Source organism: Mesorhizobium sp. WSM4829, from assembly GCF_055811475.1.
In genome coordinates this window covers 1-13,929 of record NZ_JBVVQJ010000054.1, presented here as the reverse complement: position 1 = coordinate 13,929, position 13,929 = coordinate 1, and the positions used below count along the sequence as shown (strand labels likewise).

The following is a 13,929-nucleotide window of genomic DNA, read 5'->3' as shown; positions in this document are numbered from 1 at the left end:
TCGCCGGCTCTCGACCGACTTCCTAGCGCACCAGAGCGCGATCAGCAAAAGTGGTATCCGGTTTTGCGCCCGATCGCGCTCTGAATTTTTGAGTCTGCGGGAGACCACACGATGCCAGAACCCCGACGATCGACGATCGATGCCGGAGAAGTGGAGCGTTTTTCCGCTCTTGCCGCCGAATGGTGGAATCCGAACGGCAAATTCCGCCCGCTGCACAAGTTCAATCCGATCCGGCTTGCCTATATACGCGACCAGGTGGCGGCGCGCTTCGGCCGCGACCCGCGCGCGGCGCGGCCGTTCGAGGGCCTGCGCATCCTCGACATCGGCTGCGGCGGCGGGCTGTTGTGCGAGCCGATGGCGCGGCTTGGCGCCGAAGTGGTCGGCGCCGACGCATCCGCCACCAACATCGAAGTGGCCAGGCTGCATGCGGCGGAGGTCGGCGTGACGGTGGATTACCGTGCCTCGACAGCAGAGGACCTGGCTGACGCCGGTGAGAAATTCGACGTCATCCTCAACATGGAAGTGGTCGAGCATGTTGCCGACATCGACCTGTTCGTGGCCAAATGCGGCGAGATGCTCAAGCCCGGCGGCATCATGGTCGTCGCCACCATCAACCGCACGCTGAAGGCGCTCGGTCTGGCCATTATCGGCGCCGAATATGTGCTGCGCTGGTTGCCGCGCGGCACCCACCAGTTCGGCAAGCTGGTGCGGCCAGACGAGTTGGAAAAGGCGCTTGCCGGGGCTGGCCTGACCATCATCGACCGCACCGGCGTCACCTACAATCCGCTCGCCGACCGCTGGCAGCGTTCGAAGGACATGGACGTCAACTACATGGTTTTGGCAGAGAAGGCACCCGCCTGAACTTTCTCACGACGCCTTCTCACGCCGCCACCTTCTCACCCGTCTGACTTTGCGTCTTCGGGGCGATCTGGCTTTGCGCCTTGGTGGTGATGAACACGCCGGCGACAATGATGGCAGCGCCGGCCCAGGTCAGCAATTGATAGTGCTCGCCGAGAAACATCGTCCCGGCAAACAATCCGACCGCCGCCGCGACATAGCCGATCTGGCTGAGATAGACCGGGCCGCCGACTGCCTGCAGCCGGAAGAAGAAAGCGAACATCGCCGCGGCTGATGCGACCTGCCCGACGACGACCAGCGGCACGCCGGCGAGCAGGGCGAGCGAACCGCCGCCCTGCAGCGTGAAGATGCCGCAAAGAAGCAGCGCGGCCGATGCCAGATGGCTGCCGACGGCAAGCTCGATCGGTCCGGTCCCTAGCGGCCAGTCGACCGTGCGGTAGATATTGCCGGCGGCAAGGCTGACCGGAATGAGCAGCCCCGCCGCCACCCAGAAAAATTCGGCCGGCTGGCCAGCCTCGCCGCGCGTCACCGCCACCATGACAGCACCAACGAAGCCGACGGCAATGCCTACGATACCAAGCAGATTGGGACGCCGGACGCCGAGCAGGATCGAAAACACCAGTGTAACCACCGGCGACAGCGTGAACATGATACCGGTGTAGCCGGCGCCGAGATGCGGAATGGTAGAGAACATCAAGTGATTGGGGAGGGCATAGGACACCGCCGCGGTGACGAAGAAATAACGCAGTCTGTGCGGGGTGAGCCGGATGCGTTGTCCGCGCAGCAGCAGGACGCACAAAAGCACGCCGCCGGCGCCGAGCGAGATGACGAGCGCCCAGACCATGGCCGAAACGCCGGCTGCCGTGGCGATCTTGCCGAACGGCAGCGTCAGGCCGAGCAGGCCGCCGGTGACGAGCAAAAGACCGAGTGCTGAATCCCAGAGAAATTTCATGACGAACCCTTGTTGTCTTTGCCGCTCTTGGCCAGCACTGCGACTCAAGCTAAGATAGCACAAAGATTCTTAACGTCAAGATATTTAACGGTGAGATAGATGGATCGCGCCGCGAAAGCGATCGAGCAGTGGAAGAGACAACGGCCGGACCTGGATGTCTCGCCGATGGCCGTGCTCGGACGGTTGAACGAAGCCTCGTCGCTGATAGCGCGAAAACGCCTCGCGCCGCTGTTTGCCCGTTTCGGACTGCAATCCGGGGAATTCGACGTGTTGGCGACGCTGCGCCGTTCCGGATCACCTTACGCGCTGACGCCAACCGCCCTCTATGAGGCGACGATGGTGACGTCGGGCGCCATGACCAACCGGCTCGACCGGCTTGAGAAATCCGGATTGATCATGCGTGGACCGCATCCCAACGACCGGCGCGGGGTTGTCGTGCAACTGACCGAGAAAGGTCTCGCATTGGTCGATGAGGCGGTCGCCGCTCACGTCGCCAACGAACACGAGATACTTTCCGGCCTGACGCGCGCCGAACAGGACACACTTGCTCGCCTGCTTGAGAAATTGATCGGCAGCGTAACCTAGTCAGTCAGTTGCGGTCGTCGGGGAAACTTGGGATCGGCATGAATTCGACGCCGTCCTCGGCCAGACTCTTGGCCTCCTCCAGCGTCGCCTCGCCATAGATGCCACGCGGATCGCTCTCGCCGAAATGGATCTTGCGCGCCTCCTCGGCAAACTTGTCGCCGACATAGTCGGCGTTCTCGCGCACCTTCTCGGCCATCGCCTTCAATTGCGCCAACGCCTGCTTCTGGGCCTCGCCCATGGCGAGCGCGATCTTTTCTCGGCTGCGCCCGGTGGAGACGGCCGGCGCCATCAACGCCTTCTCGACCTTGTGCGAGCCGCAGGTCGGGCAATCGACGAAGCCACGCTTCTTCTGGGTGTCGAAATCGTCGTTGCTGCGAAACCAGCCTTCGAATTCATGCTCGTGGTCACAGATCAGTGAAAAGCGAATCAAGACGCCGCACCCCTGAGACTTTGCGCCTCGACCGGAATGGCGTTCACGGCGAAGTCGCGTGAATTTTTCAGATTCGGGATCTTTTTGCGCGCGGCGGCCGACTGCGCCGGGTCGATCTCGGCGATGATCACCGCCGGTTCGTCATGCGCCGCTTCGGCGACGATACGGCCCCAAGGATCGACGATCAGCGAATGGCCATAGGTCTCGCGGCCGTCCTCGTGCAGGCCGCCTTGCGCCGCGGCAACGACATAGGCGCCGTTCTCGATGGCGCGCGCCCGCAGCAGCACATGCCAGTGCGCCTCGCCGGTCTGACGGGTGAAGGCGGCGGGCACCGACAGCAGGTCGGCGCCGGCCAGCGCCTCGGCGCGGAACAGCTGCGGAAAGCGCAGATCGTAGCAGACGGCGAAACCCAGCCTCGCCCCATCGATCCCGGCGCCGCTGATCTCGGTGACGACGGCCTCGGTGCCTGGCTCATAGGCGGCGGATTCGCGCCAGCTTTCGCCATTGTCGAGGTCGACGTCGAACATGTGGATCTTATCGTAGGTGGCAATGGTGGCGCCATCCGGCCCGAACAGAAGCGCGCGGTTGGCGAGCTTGCCGTCGGCGCGCAGGATGGCGGTCGAGCCGATATGCAGGAAGACGCCAAGTTCTTTCGCCAGCTTGCGCGAGGTCGAGACGATGATGTCCTTGTCCTCGGACGTGAACGAGGCGGCCCGCGCCTGGCTGTCGCGGATCAGCGCACCGGTCATTTCCGGTGACTGGATATAGGTCGCACCCTGGCCCGCGGCCTCGCGCACCAGCCGCTCCAGATCGACCGCGTTGCGCTCGGGGCTGGTACCCGAACGCATCTGGATCGCCGCCGCCTTGAAAGCACCCATCGTCTTGTCCTCAATTCGTCGAGCCATTGGCGAGCAGACGGTCCAGCCGTCCCTCTGCCTCCAGTTCATGGAGATCGTCAGAGCCGCCGACATGCGTGTCGCCGATGAATATCTGCGGAAAGGTCGAGCGGCCATTCGCGCGGGAAATCATTTCCCGGCGCAGTTCCGGCGAGAAGGAGGCGTCATGCTCGGTGTAGGCGACACCCTTGCGCTCGAGCAGCCGCTTGGCCGCCACGCAATAGCCGCACATCATCCGTGTATAGATCGTCACGTCGACCATCGGTCAGCAATCCTGCCTTTTCCCAATCTATATAGTCGCGGACTCGTCGGCCCGAAAGTCCCCCGGCAGCACGCGCGCAAAGGTCAGCACGTCGACCGTCCCGGCACCGCCCTTCTTCAGCGCCTTGGCGACCGCGCGGACAGTGGCGCCGGTGGTATAGACATCGTCGATCAGGAGCACCCGGCGGCCGGCGATCTCGATCTCGGCCTCCTCCGGCACTCTGAAGGCGGCACGCACATTCTCCTCGCGTTCCCGCCGCTCCAGCCCGACCTGCTGGCGGGTGAGTTTGACGCGCCTGACCGCGGAGGGCGCAAAAGACAGCCCGCCAAGCTGCGACACCGCCCTTGCCAGTTCCGCCGACTGGTTGAACTGACGCCTGAAAAAGCGCCGCCAGTGCAGCGGCACCGGCACGACCACATCGGCTTCCGCGATCAGTTCGGCACCGGCGCGCAGCATCCAGCGCGCCATCCACGGCGCCAGATCGGTGCGGTCCTGGTATTTCAACCCTTGCACCATCTGGCGCGCGACACCGGAGTAAGCGACCGCGGCCCGTGCCCGCTCGAAGGGCGGCGGGTCGGCGATCGCCTCGGCCGACAGGAACCCCTCGCCCATGTGATGGGTGAACGGCGTGCCCATCACCGGGCACCATGGCCGCTCCAGAAGCCTGAGTTTCGGCCAGCAGGCGCCGCACAGCACGCCTGGCTGCGAGACATGCCGTCGGCAGCCGGCGCAAACCGGCGGAAACAGGATGCGCGCCGGCCAGTCCAACGCCTTTCGAGCGACACTCTTGATATCCGGCATTGGATCGGCCACGTGGTTCTTTCTCCGCCACCCTATATCAGAGTGCGGAAACCAGGAACTGTCAGTTGCAACCTATAGTCGATACCTCTCTCTGGCTGGCGCACAAGCGCCGGGCGCTCGCCAACCCGGCTGCCGGCGCGGACTTCCTGATGCGGCGGGCCGCCGAGGAACTCGCCGACCGGCTGGGGGCGGTCGAACGCAAATTCGACAGGGCGGCCGTCCTGTTTTGCCAGACGCCGGCGGCAGTCGACGTGCTCGCGACAAGCGGCAAGGTGGCGGACATCGTGCGCGTCGAGGCGGATGCGGCTTTCCTGGGCGACGGGGCGGGGGACGATGGAGCGGGGGGCGATGCCGCGGGACTGGTGGCGCCGTTGGAGACCGTGCCATTCGAGCCGGAAAGCCTCGACCTCGCGGTGTCGCTTTTGTCGCTTCAGGCAATGAACGACATTCCCGGCATGCTTGTGCAGATCCGCCGCGCTCTGAAGCCGGACGGTCTTTTCCTCGGCGCTTTTGCCGGCGCCGGCACGCTTTCCGAGCTGCGCGAATGCCTGCTCGCCGCCGAGACCGAGTTTTATGGCGGCGCCAGCCCGCGCGTCATCCCGTTCACCGACGTGCGCGACGCCGGCGCGCTTTTGCAACGCGCCGGTCTGGCCTTGCCCGTCGCCGACGTCGAGACGGTGACGGTGCGCTACGATTCCCTGTTCGGCCTGATGGCGGACCTGCGGGCGATGGGCGAGACCAGCGCGCTCATCGACCGCAGCAGGCGACCGGCCACACGAAAGCTGTTTGCCCGCGCCGCCGAAATCTATGCCGAACGATTTTCGGATGCCGATGGCCGCGTCAGGGCGAGTTTTCCGATCGTCTGGATGTCAGGCTGGGCGCCCGACGCCTCGCAGCAAAAACCGCTGAAACCGGGCTCGGCAAAACTGTCGCTGAAGACAATCCTGGAAAATCCCGGCCGGCGCTGACCGGTTTATTATGGACGCGGCTGTCGGTTACTGCGCGAAAGCCTTCACAAGCTTGCTGGCATTGTCGCTGAACAGCCACGTGATTGCGTCGGCGACCTTGCCGACGCCGCCTACGATGGTAAGCGACAGCACGGCCACGATCAGCCCATACTCGACAGCCGTCGCGCCGGTCTTGTCTTCCCAAAATCGTTGCAGCAATGTTTTCATGGCCGTCGATCCCGCTTGCCGGAACCCTAGCGCGGACCTGTTAAGGAAGGTTAATGACACAGGCTTAACAGGCGATGAAAGCACCGCTTTGGCCGGTGTCAGCAGTCGCCGCTGCGCTGGCCATTGTCGCGTATCACGCAGATCGAAGTGGGCAGCGGCTGCAGCACGCTCCTGCGCAGCGTGTAGGTATCACGACGGCCGGTCGAGCCCGTGCTTCCAATCGAACCCGTGCTTTCAACCGACCCTGTGCTCATCCTGTCGAGGCCGCCGGCAAAATCGTCGCCGGCTGATCGCGTCCGGTTGTCGAGCAAGGGCGTGGCGATCAGGGCCAGCGCCACCGCGGCCGAGCCGAACAAAAGCGTGATCCGCAATATTCCCATGCCGGCAGCCCTAAAGCTGCGGTCGGGTCGGATCGAATCCCAGTCCCTGTCGAGGCTCATGCAACCGCCCTCCGGCGAAGGCCTGGACATGACCTTCCTTCGATTTCTGCCGTCATTTTTTCACGGCCAGATAAATCTTCCATTAACGTTGTCTAGGTCTCGGAGGCCAAAATCACAGAAGATCGATGAGGAACTGGATCAGCGGCGCGTCGGCTGGCGGCATCGGAAAATCGCGCATCTGGCGCGGCCGCACCCATTTCAGCACCTGCCCCTCCTTCGGCTGCGCGATGCCGCGGAAGCGACGGCAGACGAACAGCGGCATCAGCAGGTGAAAATCATCGTAGGAATGGCTGGCGAAGGTGAACGGCGCCAGGCAGGGAATATCGGTTTCGATGCCGATCTCCTCGTACAATTCGCGGATGAGGCATTCTTCCGGCGTCTCGCCGGGCTCGACCTTGCCGCCCGGAAACTCCCACAGGCCGGCCAGCTGCTTGCCTTCGGGGCGCTGCGCCAGAAGCACGCGGCCGTCGGTATCGACCAGCGCGCAGGCTGCGACCAGGAGCAGGCGCTTGCCGACAGGGTGCGGGCCGGTCATGCGCCGGGCGGCCGGCGATAATGGTAACGATAGACTTCGTCGAACCCGAGCGAACGATAGAGCGCCAGCGCCGGCGCGTTGTCGGCCTCGACCTGCAGCCAGGCTTCCCGGGCGCCGCGCAGCCGTGCCCATTTCAGCGCCGACAGGATGAGGTGGCGGCCATGGCCCTGGTTGCGCACCGATCTGTCGGTGGCGATCTCGAACAGCCCGGCAAGATCGCCGTCATGGACGCAGATCAGCGTCGCCAGCGGTTCGGTGCCGTCTTCGAGCGCGAACAGCCCGGCTTCCGGCTGGATGGCGCCGATGATCTCCGACAGGCCCGGCCGCAGCGACACATCCGAGCCGCTTACTTTTAGCGCCGCGCCGATGAAGCGGCTGATGTCCTTCAGCGGGATCTGGTCCATGGCGGCATCGAGCTGGGCGTCCGCTAGCGGCAGCCGCATCACCAGCGATTCGTCGAATGTGCTCCAGCCCTCGCTGTCGAGATGTTTGGCAAGGATCGGCCCCGACAGCGGCGATATGCGGAAGGTCAGCGGCCGGCCATAGGCGTCGAAACGGCGGCTGGCGCGGCCGATGCGATCGGCAATGTGCTGGATGTCGCCCGGATCGAGCGGGTTGACCGAATTCAGCCGCTTGGCCGGATGGCCCGCCGTCAGCCGCACCACCCAGGTGCCGTCATAATGCACGGCCGCCGCCGGCCAGGCGCGAAAGCCGGCCGCCTCGTAGCGGCGCACGATGGCAAGCACGCTTGCCGGATGTCTGGAAACCAACGCCATCAACTCCGATAATCGCCGTTGATGGCGACATACTCCTTGGTGAGGTCGCAAGTCCACACCGTCGCCTTGCCGCGGCCGATGCCGATATCGGCACGGATGCGGATCTCGTCGCGCTTCATGTAGGCCGATGTCGCCTCCTCGGAGTAGGCGGCGTCGCGCTCGCCCTGATGCGCCAGCCTGGTGTCGCCGAACCAGATCGACAGCAGGTCGCGGTCGGCCGGTTCGCCGGCCTTGCCGACGGCCATGACGACGCGGCCCCAATTGGCGTCTTCGCCGGCGACCGCCGTCTTGACCAGCGGCGAATTGGCGATCGACAGCGCGATGCGCTTGGCCGAGCGGGCCGATTTCGCGCCGGTGACGGTGACCTCGACCTGTTTTCGGGCGCCCTCGCCGTCGCGCACCACTTGCAGTGCCAGCGCTTTCAGCACCTTGCCGAGCGCCCGGCGGAAGGCGCCGAGGCGCGCATCGCCGGCATTCGTGATATCAGGCGCGCCGCGTCGGGCGGCCGTGCCGGTGGCGAACATCAGCAGCGTGTCGCTGGTCGAGGTGTCGCTGTCGACGGTGACCGCATTGAAGGTCTTGGCGGTGCCGCGCGACAAAAGATCCTGCAGCACGGGGGCTGCGATCGGCGCGTCGGTGGCGATGAAGGAGAGCATGGTTGCCATGTCGGGCGCGATCATGCCGGCGCCCTTGGCAATGCCGTTGATGGTGACGTCGGCGTCGCCGAGTTTTACCGTCGCGGTCGCCAGTTTCGGATAGGTGTCGGTGGTCATGATCGCCTTGGCGGCTTCGGTCCACAGGTCCGGCCTGCCGTCCTTGACCAGTCCGGCGAGCAGATGGCCGAACTTGCCGGCATCGAGCGGCTCGCCGATGACGCCGGTCGAGGCCAGAAACACCTCGTCCGGCGTGCAGCCCGCAGCCTTGGCCGCAGCCTCGCCGGTCATTGCCGTGGAGGCTCGGCCCTTGCTGCCGGTGAAGGCATTGGCGTTGCCGGAATTGACGACCAGGACGCGCGCCTTGCCCTGCCCGAGATTCTGCCGGCAGAAATCGACCGGCGCCGACGGACATTTCGACTTGGTGAAAACGCCGGCGACCGTGGTGCCGGCATCGAAGGCCATGGTCAGCAGATCGGTGCGGTTCTTGTACTTTATCCCGGCCTCGGCTGTGGCGATGCGGACGCCCTCGATGTCAGGCATGTTGGGATATTTCTTCGGCGCGAGCGGCGAAATCGTGGCTGACATGAAGACCTCGGACGGGAAAAACGCAACGGGAACGCCGGTTTGCCCGATAGCGGGCGCCGGCGCAAGGGCGTTTGACGGTTGGGCACATCCCCCTTTCTCATCGAAACGAAACGTTCAGTTGTGCGAAACGGACCGTTTCGTTTCGTCGCGAGAGCGTGTACGATCTGCCGACGAAAAAGCATCGAAGGAAAACAGGATGGGGCTGGATCGGGGGCGCAGGTCGATCGGCGCGCGGCGCAACCCCGACAGCGCCGACGCCATTCTCGACGCCGCCGAGGCAGTTCTGGTCGAGGCCGGTTATTCCGGCTTCTCGATCGAAGCGGTGGCGCGGCGGGCGCGTGCGGGAAAGCCGACAATCTATCGCTGGTGGCCGTGCAAGGCCGCCTTGCTGTTCGACGTCTATCAGCGGCTAAAGCGCGTCGATTATCCCGATACTGGCAACCTCGAGGACGATCTCGTCGGCTTCCTCAAAAGCCTGTTCTCGCACTGGCGCGAAACATCGTCAGGCAGCATCTTCAGATCGCTGATCGCCGAGGCGCAGTCGGACGCGACCGTGGCCGCCGTGCTTGCCGAATACACCAAAGGACGCCATGCCCATTCCGGCCAGATGATCGAACGCGCCAAGGCAAGAGGCGAAGTCGCGGCCGACGTCGATTCCACGCTCGTCGCCGACCTGGTCGCCTCGTTTGCCTGGACGCATCTCTTGACCAATCGCCTCGACGAAGACGAAACGACGCTGCGCAAGGCGGTTGGCTATCTGTTGAAGGGCATAGAAGCTGACGATGCCGGCTCGGTCGACGCCGCGGCTGTCCGGCGGAGGCGTCGACGTGTCATCGGTCGCACCGCCCGGTAGAGCGGCAGGGTGGCGGGGCAAGATCCTGGCGTGGTGCAGACCACCAGAGGAACAATTGTCGGAGGCTGCGACGCCAACAATTTTGCAGAGGCGATTGCCCTCGCCTACTTGGTGTTTTCCAGCGCGTCGACCGTCTTCTTCAGCTTCTCGTCCGGGATCTCGACCTTGGCCTGGGCGCGCAGCGACTTGACCAGCGCGATGTATTTGTCGCGGATGACTGCCTGGCGGGCCTGATCCTTGACCTGGTCGAAGGCCGGCGGCTGCTTGGCCCGCTTGTCCTCGACCTGGATGACGTGCCAGCCGAACTGCGACTGCACCGGCTGCTCGGTGTACTTGCCGACCGCCAGCGCGAACACCGCCTTGTCGAATTCCGGCACCATCTGACCGGGTCCGAACCAGCCGAGATCGCCGCCGCTGGTCTTGCCGCTCGGATCGCTGGTGTGCTCGTTGGCGAGTTTCTGGAAATCGGCGCCGCCATCGAGCTGCTTAATGATCGCATCGGCCTCGTCCTTCGTCTTCACGAGGATGTGACGGGCATGGACCTCGTTGGCCGGCGGCGTGTTGGCGATTTCCTGGTCGTAGCGGGCGCGAACCTCGGCATCGGTGATCTTGCCGACGACATCCTTCTCGACCATTTCGCCATGCAGGGCGCGCTGCTGCAGGAACGCCATGCGGCGCTGGAAGTCGGGATCCTTGTCGAGGCCGGTGGTGACCGCCTGGGCGGCCATGACCTTGATTTCGATCGCTGCCGAAAGGGCTGCGGCGCGGCGCTGTTCGGGCGGCATCTGCGCAAACTGCTGCGACAGCTCGCCTTCGGCAAGCGCAAGGTCGGCCTCGGTCAGCGACTGGCCGTTGATCGTGGCGACCACGGCGTTCGGATCGACCGGCGCGGCCGGCTGGGCGGGTGCGCCCGGCTGGGCGGGGGCTGGTTGGGCGGGCGCGGTGTCCTGCGCCATCGCTGGCGACAGCGACAGCGCCGTCAGCCCGAATGCCAGGCCAAGGCTGGCGAGCGACGCGCGGCGGAACAATAAGGACATACAATTAACTCCAATGGGGATAGCTAGGGCGGGATGGCTTCCAGACCAGCCGGATTGTGGCGGAATTTGGCACGGTCGTCAGGGCGAGCGCGCCGTTGACATCGATTGAGCCCCCTCTTATCTGTCCAACGACTTTGCGTCCAGAACCGTTTTCCGGGCGCTTTTTGCGTTTGTCCGCGTTTCACGTGGATTTGATGGGGCCGGCCGGCACCCGTCGCAACGACTTGGAATGCTATCGAAAGGACCATTGAATGGTCAGTTTTGGCGGTCTCGCCCGTAAGGTTTTCGGCTCCTCCAACGATCGCCGGGTCAAGTCGACCCGACCGCGCGTCGAAGCGATCAACGCCATGGAAAACGAGATGCGGGCGCTCTCCGACGCCGAACTGACAGCCCGCACGGAAAAATTCCGCCAGGATGTCGCCAACGGCGCCAGTCTCGACGATCTCCTGGTGCCGGCCTTCGCCACCGTGCGTGAGGCGGCGCGCCGCGTGCTCGGCATGCGCCCGTTCGACGTGCAGCTGATCGGCGGCATGGTGCTGCATAATGGCGGCATCGCCGAGATGCGCACCGGCGAGGGCAAGACGCTGGTCGCCACGCTGCCCGTCTATCTCAACGCGCTCGCCGGCAAAGGCGTCCATGTCGTCACCGTCAACGACTATCTTGCCACACGCGACTCCGAATGGATGGGCCGCGTCTACAAATTCCTCGGCCTTACGGTCGGCGTCATCGTCCATGGCCTGTCCGACGAGGAACGCCACGCCGCCTATGCCGCCGACGTCACCTACGCCACCAACAACGAGCTCGGCTTCGACTATCTGCGCGACAACATGAAATACGAGCGCGCCCAGATGGTGCAGCGCGGCCATAGCTACGCGATAGTCGACGAGGTCGATTCCATCCTGGTCGACGAGGCGCGCACGCCGCTGATCATTTCCGGTCCGCTCGAGGACCGCTCGGAAATGTACAATACCATCGACGCCTTCATGCTGAAGCTCGAGCCGGCCGACTATGAGATCGACGAGAAGCAGAAGACCTCGATCTTCACCGAGGAGGGCACCGAGAAGCTGGAAAACCTTTTGCGCGACGCCGGCCTGCTCAAGGGTGAGTCGCTCTACGACGTCGAGAACGTCGCCATCGTCCACCACGTCAACAATGCGCTCAAGGCGCACCAGCTGTTCCAGAAGGACAAGGACTACATCGTGCGCAACGGCGAGATCGTCATCATCGACGAATTCACCGGCCGCATGATGCCGGGCCGCCGCTATTCGGAAGGCCTGCACCAGGCGCTCGAGGCCAAGGAGCATGTGGCGATCCAGCCGGAGAACCAGACGCTCGCCTCCGTCACCTTCCAGAACTATTTCCGCCTCTACAAGAAGCTCGCCGGCATGACCGGCACGGCGCTGACCGAGGCCGAGGAATTCGCCAACATCTACAATCTCGACGTCACCGAGATCCCGACCAATCTGCCGGTCATCCGTATTGACGAGGACGACGAGGTCTACCGGACCGTCGAGGAGAAGTACAAGGCGATCGTCAGGGAGATCAAGGAAGCCCGCGAAAAAGGCCAGCCTACCTTGGTCGGCACCACCTCGATCGAGAAATCCGAGCTGCTGGCCGCACGCCTGCGCAAGGAAGGTTTTGCCGATTTCGAGGTGCTGAACGCCCGCCATCATGAGCGTGAGGCGGCGATCGTCGCCCAGGCGGGTAAACCCGGCGCCATTACCATTGCCACCAACATGGCCGGCCGCGGCACCGACATCCAGCTCGGCGGCAATGCCGACATGCGCATCGCCGAGGAGCTTGGCGACATGCCGGCCGGCCCCGAGCGCGACGCCAGGGAAAAGGCAATCCGCGACGACGTCGCCCGGCTGAAGGAGAAGGCGCTCGCCGCCGGCGGCCTCTACGTGCTCGCCACCGAACGCCATGAATCGCGCCGCATCGACAACCAGTTGCGCGGCCGCTCAGGCCGCCAGGGCGATCCCGGGCGCTCAAAATTCTTCCTGTCGCTGCAGGACGATCTGATGCGCATCTTCGGCTCCGAGCGCATGGACGGCATGCTGCAGAAGCTTGGCCTCAAGGAAGACGAGGCGATCATCCACCCCTGGATCAACAAGGCGCTGGAAAAGGCGCAGAAGAAGGTCGAGGCGCGCAACTTCGACATCCGCAAGAACCTGCTGAAATATGACGACGTCTCGAACGACCAGCGCAAGGTGGTGTTCGAGCAGCGCCTCGAGCTGATGGACGGTGAAGGCCTGTCCGAGACCATCGCCGAAATGCGCGAGGGCGTCATCGAGGAGGTCGTCGCCAAGGCTATTCCCGAAAACGCCTATGCCGAGCAGTGGAACGTCGCCGGCCTCAAGGCCGAGGTCGCCGAATTCCTCAATCTCGACCTGCCCATCGAGGACTGGGTCAAGGAAGAGGGCATTGCCGAGGACGACATCCGCGAGCGCATCAGCCAGGCCGCCGAGACCGCTGCCAAGGAGCGTGCAGAGCGCTTCGGCCCCGACGTGATGGCCTATGTCGAGCGCTCCGTGGTGCTGCAGACGCTCGACCATCTGTGGCGCGAGCACATCGTCAACCTCGACCACCTGCGCTCGGTCGTCGGCTTCCGCGGCTACGCCCAGCGCGATCCGCTGCAGGAATACAAGGGCGAGGCGTTCGAGCTGTTCCAGGCAATGCTGGGCAATCTGCGCCAGGCCGTCACCGCGCAATTGATGCGCGTCGAGCTGGTCCGCCAAGCCGCCGAAGCGCCGCCGCCCGAGGCGCCCGACATGTTCGGCAGTCATCTCGACGGCACCACCGGCGAGGACGATTTTGATGGCGGCGAGACCGGCCTTCTGGTTCGCCAGGAGACCCACGCCACCGTCGCCCCCGAGAACCGCGACCCGCAAAACCCCGCCACCTGGGGCAAGGTCGGCCGCAACGAGGCCTGCCCGTGCGGGTCAGGGAAAAAGTACAAGCATTGCCACGGGGCGTTCGCGTAAGCACCCACTTCCCTTCTCCCCGTTCACGGGGTGAGAAGTGGTCCGCGAAGCGGACGGAAAGCCAATTGCTTGGCTTTCCGAACGACGAACGCCCGTAGCGACAG

General features: G+C 64.5%; 16 protein-coding genes. 5 read left to right on the top strand and 11 right to left on the bottom strand.

Features of this window, described 5'->3' with window-relative positions:
• Positions 1-111 precede the first annotated feature (111 nt).
• A complete protein-coding gene (gene ubiG, locus AC0L17_RS31525; RefSeq protein ID WP_473518633.1) occupies positions 112-861 on the top strand; it encodes a bifunctional 2-polyprenyl-6-hydroxyphenol methylase/3-demethylubiquinol 3-O-methyltransferase UbiG in 750 nt (249 codons plus the stop codon).
• Positions 862-880: 19 nt separating this feature from the next.
• Here ubiG and AC0L17_RS31520 read toward each other — a convergent pair whose 3' ends face one another.
• Positions 881-1,810 carry a DMT family transporter gene (locus AC0L17_RS31520; protein ID WP_473518632.1) on the bottom strand — a complete coding sequence of 310 codons (930 nt, stop codon included), beginning with the start codon at positions 1,808-1,810 and terminating at the stop codon, positions 881-883.
• Between the two features lie 99 nt (positions 1,811-1,909).
• On the opposite strand from AC0L17_RS31520, the gene AC0L17_RS31515 reads away from it, so the two are divergent.
• The gene (locus tag AC0L17_RS31515) at positions 1,910-2,395 is read left to right on the top strand and encodes a MarR family winged helix-turn-helix transcriptional regulator (RefSeq protein WP_473518631.1); all 486 of its coding nucleotides are present in this window, start codon (positions 1,910-1,912) and stop codon (positions 2,393-2,395) included.
• Between the two features lie 4 nt (positions 2,396-2,399).
• Here AC0L17_RS31515 and AC0L17_RS31510 read toward each other — a convergent pair whose 3' ends face one another.
• The 4 genes from AC0L17_RS31510 to AC0L17_RS31495 are packed head-to-tail and all read right to left on the bottom strand — an operon-like array spanning position 2,400 to position 4,796.
• Positions 2,400-2,825 carry a DUF1178 family protein gene (locus AC0L17_RS31510; protein ID WP_287223916.1) on the bottom strand — a complete coding sequence of 142 codons (426 nt, stop codon included), beginning with the start codon at positions 2,823-2,825 and terminating at the stop codon, positions 2,400-2,402.
• The gene (locus AC0L17_RS31505; protein WP_473518630.1) at positions 2,822-3,703 is read right to left on the bottom strand and encodes a carbon-nitrogen hydrolase family protein; all 882 of its coding nucleotides are present in this window, start codon (positions 3,701-3,703) and stop codon (positions 2,822-2,824) included. The genes AC0L17_RS31510 and AC0L17_RS31505 overlap by 4 nt, the downstream gene beginning before the upstream one ends.
• 10 nt (positions 3,704-3,713) lie before the next feature.
• Positions 3,714-3,983, bottom strand: coding sequence for a glutaredoxin 3 (grxC, locus tag AC0L17_RS31500; RefSeq protein ID WP_023797293.1), 270 nt, complete (start codon positions 3,981-3,983; stop codon positions 3,714-3,716).
• Positions 3,984-4,010: 27 nt separating this feature from the next.
• Positions 4,011-4,796, bottom strand: a complete 786-nt coding sequence (locus AC0L17_RS31495; RefSeq protein ID WP_473518629.1) for a ComF family protein — start codon at positions 4,794-4,796, stop codon at positions 4,011-4,013.
• Positions 4,797-4,849: 53 nt separating this feature from the next.
• Between AC0L17_RS31495 and AC0L17_RS31490 the strand changes: the two genes are divergently transcribed.
• Positions 4,850-5,752 (top strand): methyltransferase domain-containing protein, encoded by a 903-nt coding sequence (locus AC0L17_RS31490; RefSeq protein ID WP_473518628.1) that lies wholly within the window; start codon positions 4,850-4,852, stop codon positions 5,750-5,752.
• 27 nt (positions 5,753-5,779) lie between these two features.
• Here AC0L17_RS31490 and AC0L17_RS31485 read toward each other — a convergent pair whose 3' ends face one another.
• From AC0L17_RS31485 to argJ, 5 genes are all read right to left on the bottom strand, one after another.
• Entirely contained in the window at positions 5,780-5,959 is a 180-nt protein-coding gene (locus AC0L17_RS31485) for a Flp family type IVb pilin (protein ID WP_023797290.1), read from the bottom strand.
• 98 nt (positions 5,960-6,057) lie between these two features.
• The gene (locus AC0L17_RS31480; RefSeq protein WP_473518627.1) at positions 6,058-6,399 is read right to left on the bottom strand and encodes a hypothetical protein; all 342 of its coding nucleotides are present in this window, start codon (positions 6,397-6,399) and stop codon (positions 6,058-6,060) included.
• 112 nt (positions 6,400-6,511) lie between these two features.
• Positions 6,512-6,934 (bottom strand): (deoxy)nucleoside triphosphate pyrophosphohydrolase, encoded by a 423-nt coding sequence (locus AC0L17_RS31475; protein WP_023797288.1) that lies wholly within the window; start codon positions 6,932-6,934, stop codon positions 6,512-6,514.
• Positions 6,931-7,710: a GNAT family N-acetyltransferase gene (locus AC0L17_RS31470; protein ID WP_208602559.1), complete on the bottom strand. Its 780-nt coding sequence runs from the start codon at positions 7,708-7,710 to the stop codon at positions 6,931-6,933. Before AC0L17_RS31470 ends, AC0L17_RS31475 begins: the two co-directional genes overlap by 4 nt.
• Positions 7,710-8,951, bottom strand: a complete 1,242-nt coding sequence (gene argJ / locus AC0L17_RS31465) for a bifunctional glutamate N-acetyltransferase/amino-acid acetyltransferase ArgJ (RefSeq protein ID WP_473518626.1) — start codon at positions 8,949-8,951, stop codon at positions 7,710-7,712. The genes AC0L17_RS31470 and argJ overlap by 1 nt, the downstream gene beginning before the upstream one ends.
• A 196-nt stretch (positions 8,952-9,147) precedes the next feature.
• Between argJ and AC0L17_RS31460 the strand changes: the two genes are divergently transcribed.
• Positions 9,148-9,804, top strand: a complete 657-nt coding sequence (locus tag AC0L17_RS31460) for a TetR/AcrR family transcriptional regulator (RefSeq protein WP_473518625.1) — start codon at positions 9,148-9,150, stop codon at positions 9,802-9,804.
• A gap of 104 nt (positions 9,805-9,908) precedes the next feature.
• Here the strand turns inward: AC0L17_RS31460 and AC0L17_RS31455 are convergent, their stop codons facing one another.
• Positions 9,909-10,841 (bottom strand): peptidylprolyl isomerase, encoded by a 933-nt coding sequence (locus AC0L17_RS31455; protein ID WP_287229558.1) that lies wholly within the window; start codon positions 10,839-10,841, stop codon positions 9,909-9,911.
• Between the two features lie 251 nt (positions 10,842-11,092).
• On the opposite strand from AC0L17_RS31455, the gene secA reads away from it, so the two are divergent.
• Positions 11,093-13,825, top strand: a complete 2,733-nt coding sequence (secA, locus tag AC0L17_RS31450) for a preprotein translocase subunit SecA (RefSeq protein ID WP_473495282.1) — start codon at positions 11,093-11,095, stop codon at positions 13,823-13,825.
• Positions 13,826-13,929: the final 104 nt, after the last annotated feature.

Coding starts and splice junctions, on each gene's coding strand:
- ubiG (WP_473518633.1), top strand. CDS start 112: ATGCCAGAACCCCGACGATCGACGATCGATGCCGGAGAAGTGGAGCGT.
- AC0L17_RS31520 (WP_473518632.1), bottom strand. CDS start 1,810: ATGAAATTTCTCTGGGATTCAGCACTCGGTCTTTTGCTCGTCACCGGC.
- AC0L17_RS31515 (WP_473518631.1), top strand. CDS start 1,910: ATGGATCGCGCCGCGAAAGCGATCGAGCAGTGGAAGAGACAACGGCCG.
- AC0L17_RS31505 (WP_473518630.1), bottom strand. CDS start 3,703: ATGGGTGCTTTCAAGGCGGCGGCGATCCAGATGCGTTCGGGTACCAGC.
- grxC (WP_023797293.1), bottom strand. CDS start 3,983: ATGGTCGACGTGACGATCTATACACGGATGATGTGCGGCTATTGCGTG.
- AC0L17_RS31485 (WP_023797290.1), bottom strand. CDS start 5,959: ATGAAAACATTGCTGCAACGATTTTGGGAAGACAAGACCGGCGCGACG.
- AC0L17_RS31480 (WP_473518627.1), bottom strand. CDS start 6,399: ATGAGCCTCGACAGGGACTGGGATTCGATCCGACCCGACCGCAGCTTT.
- AC0L17_RS31475 (WP_023797288.1), bottom strand. CDS start 6,934: ATGACCGGCCCGCACCCTGTCGGCAAGCGCCTGCTCCTGGTCGCAGCC.
- AC0L17_RS31470 (WP_208602559.1), bottom strand. CDS start 7,710: ATGGCGTTGGTTTCCAGACATCCGGCAAGCGTGCTTGCCATCGTGCGC.
- argJ (WP_473518626.1), bottom strand. CDS start 8,951: ATGTCAGCCACGATTTCGCCGCTCGCGCCGAAGAAATATCCCAACATG.
- AC0L17_RS31460 (WP_473518625.1), top strand. CDS start 9,148: ATGGGGCTGGATCGGGGGCGCAGGTCGATCGGCGCGCGGCGCAACCCC.
- AC0L17_RS31455 (WP_287229558.1), bottom strand. CDS start 10,841: ATGTCCTTATTGTTCCGCCGCGCGTCGCTCGCCAGCCTTGGCCTGGCA.
- secA (WP_473495282.1), top strand. CDS start 11,093: ATGGTCAGTTTTGGCGGTCTCGCCCGTAAGGTTTTCGGCTCCTCCAAC.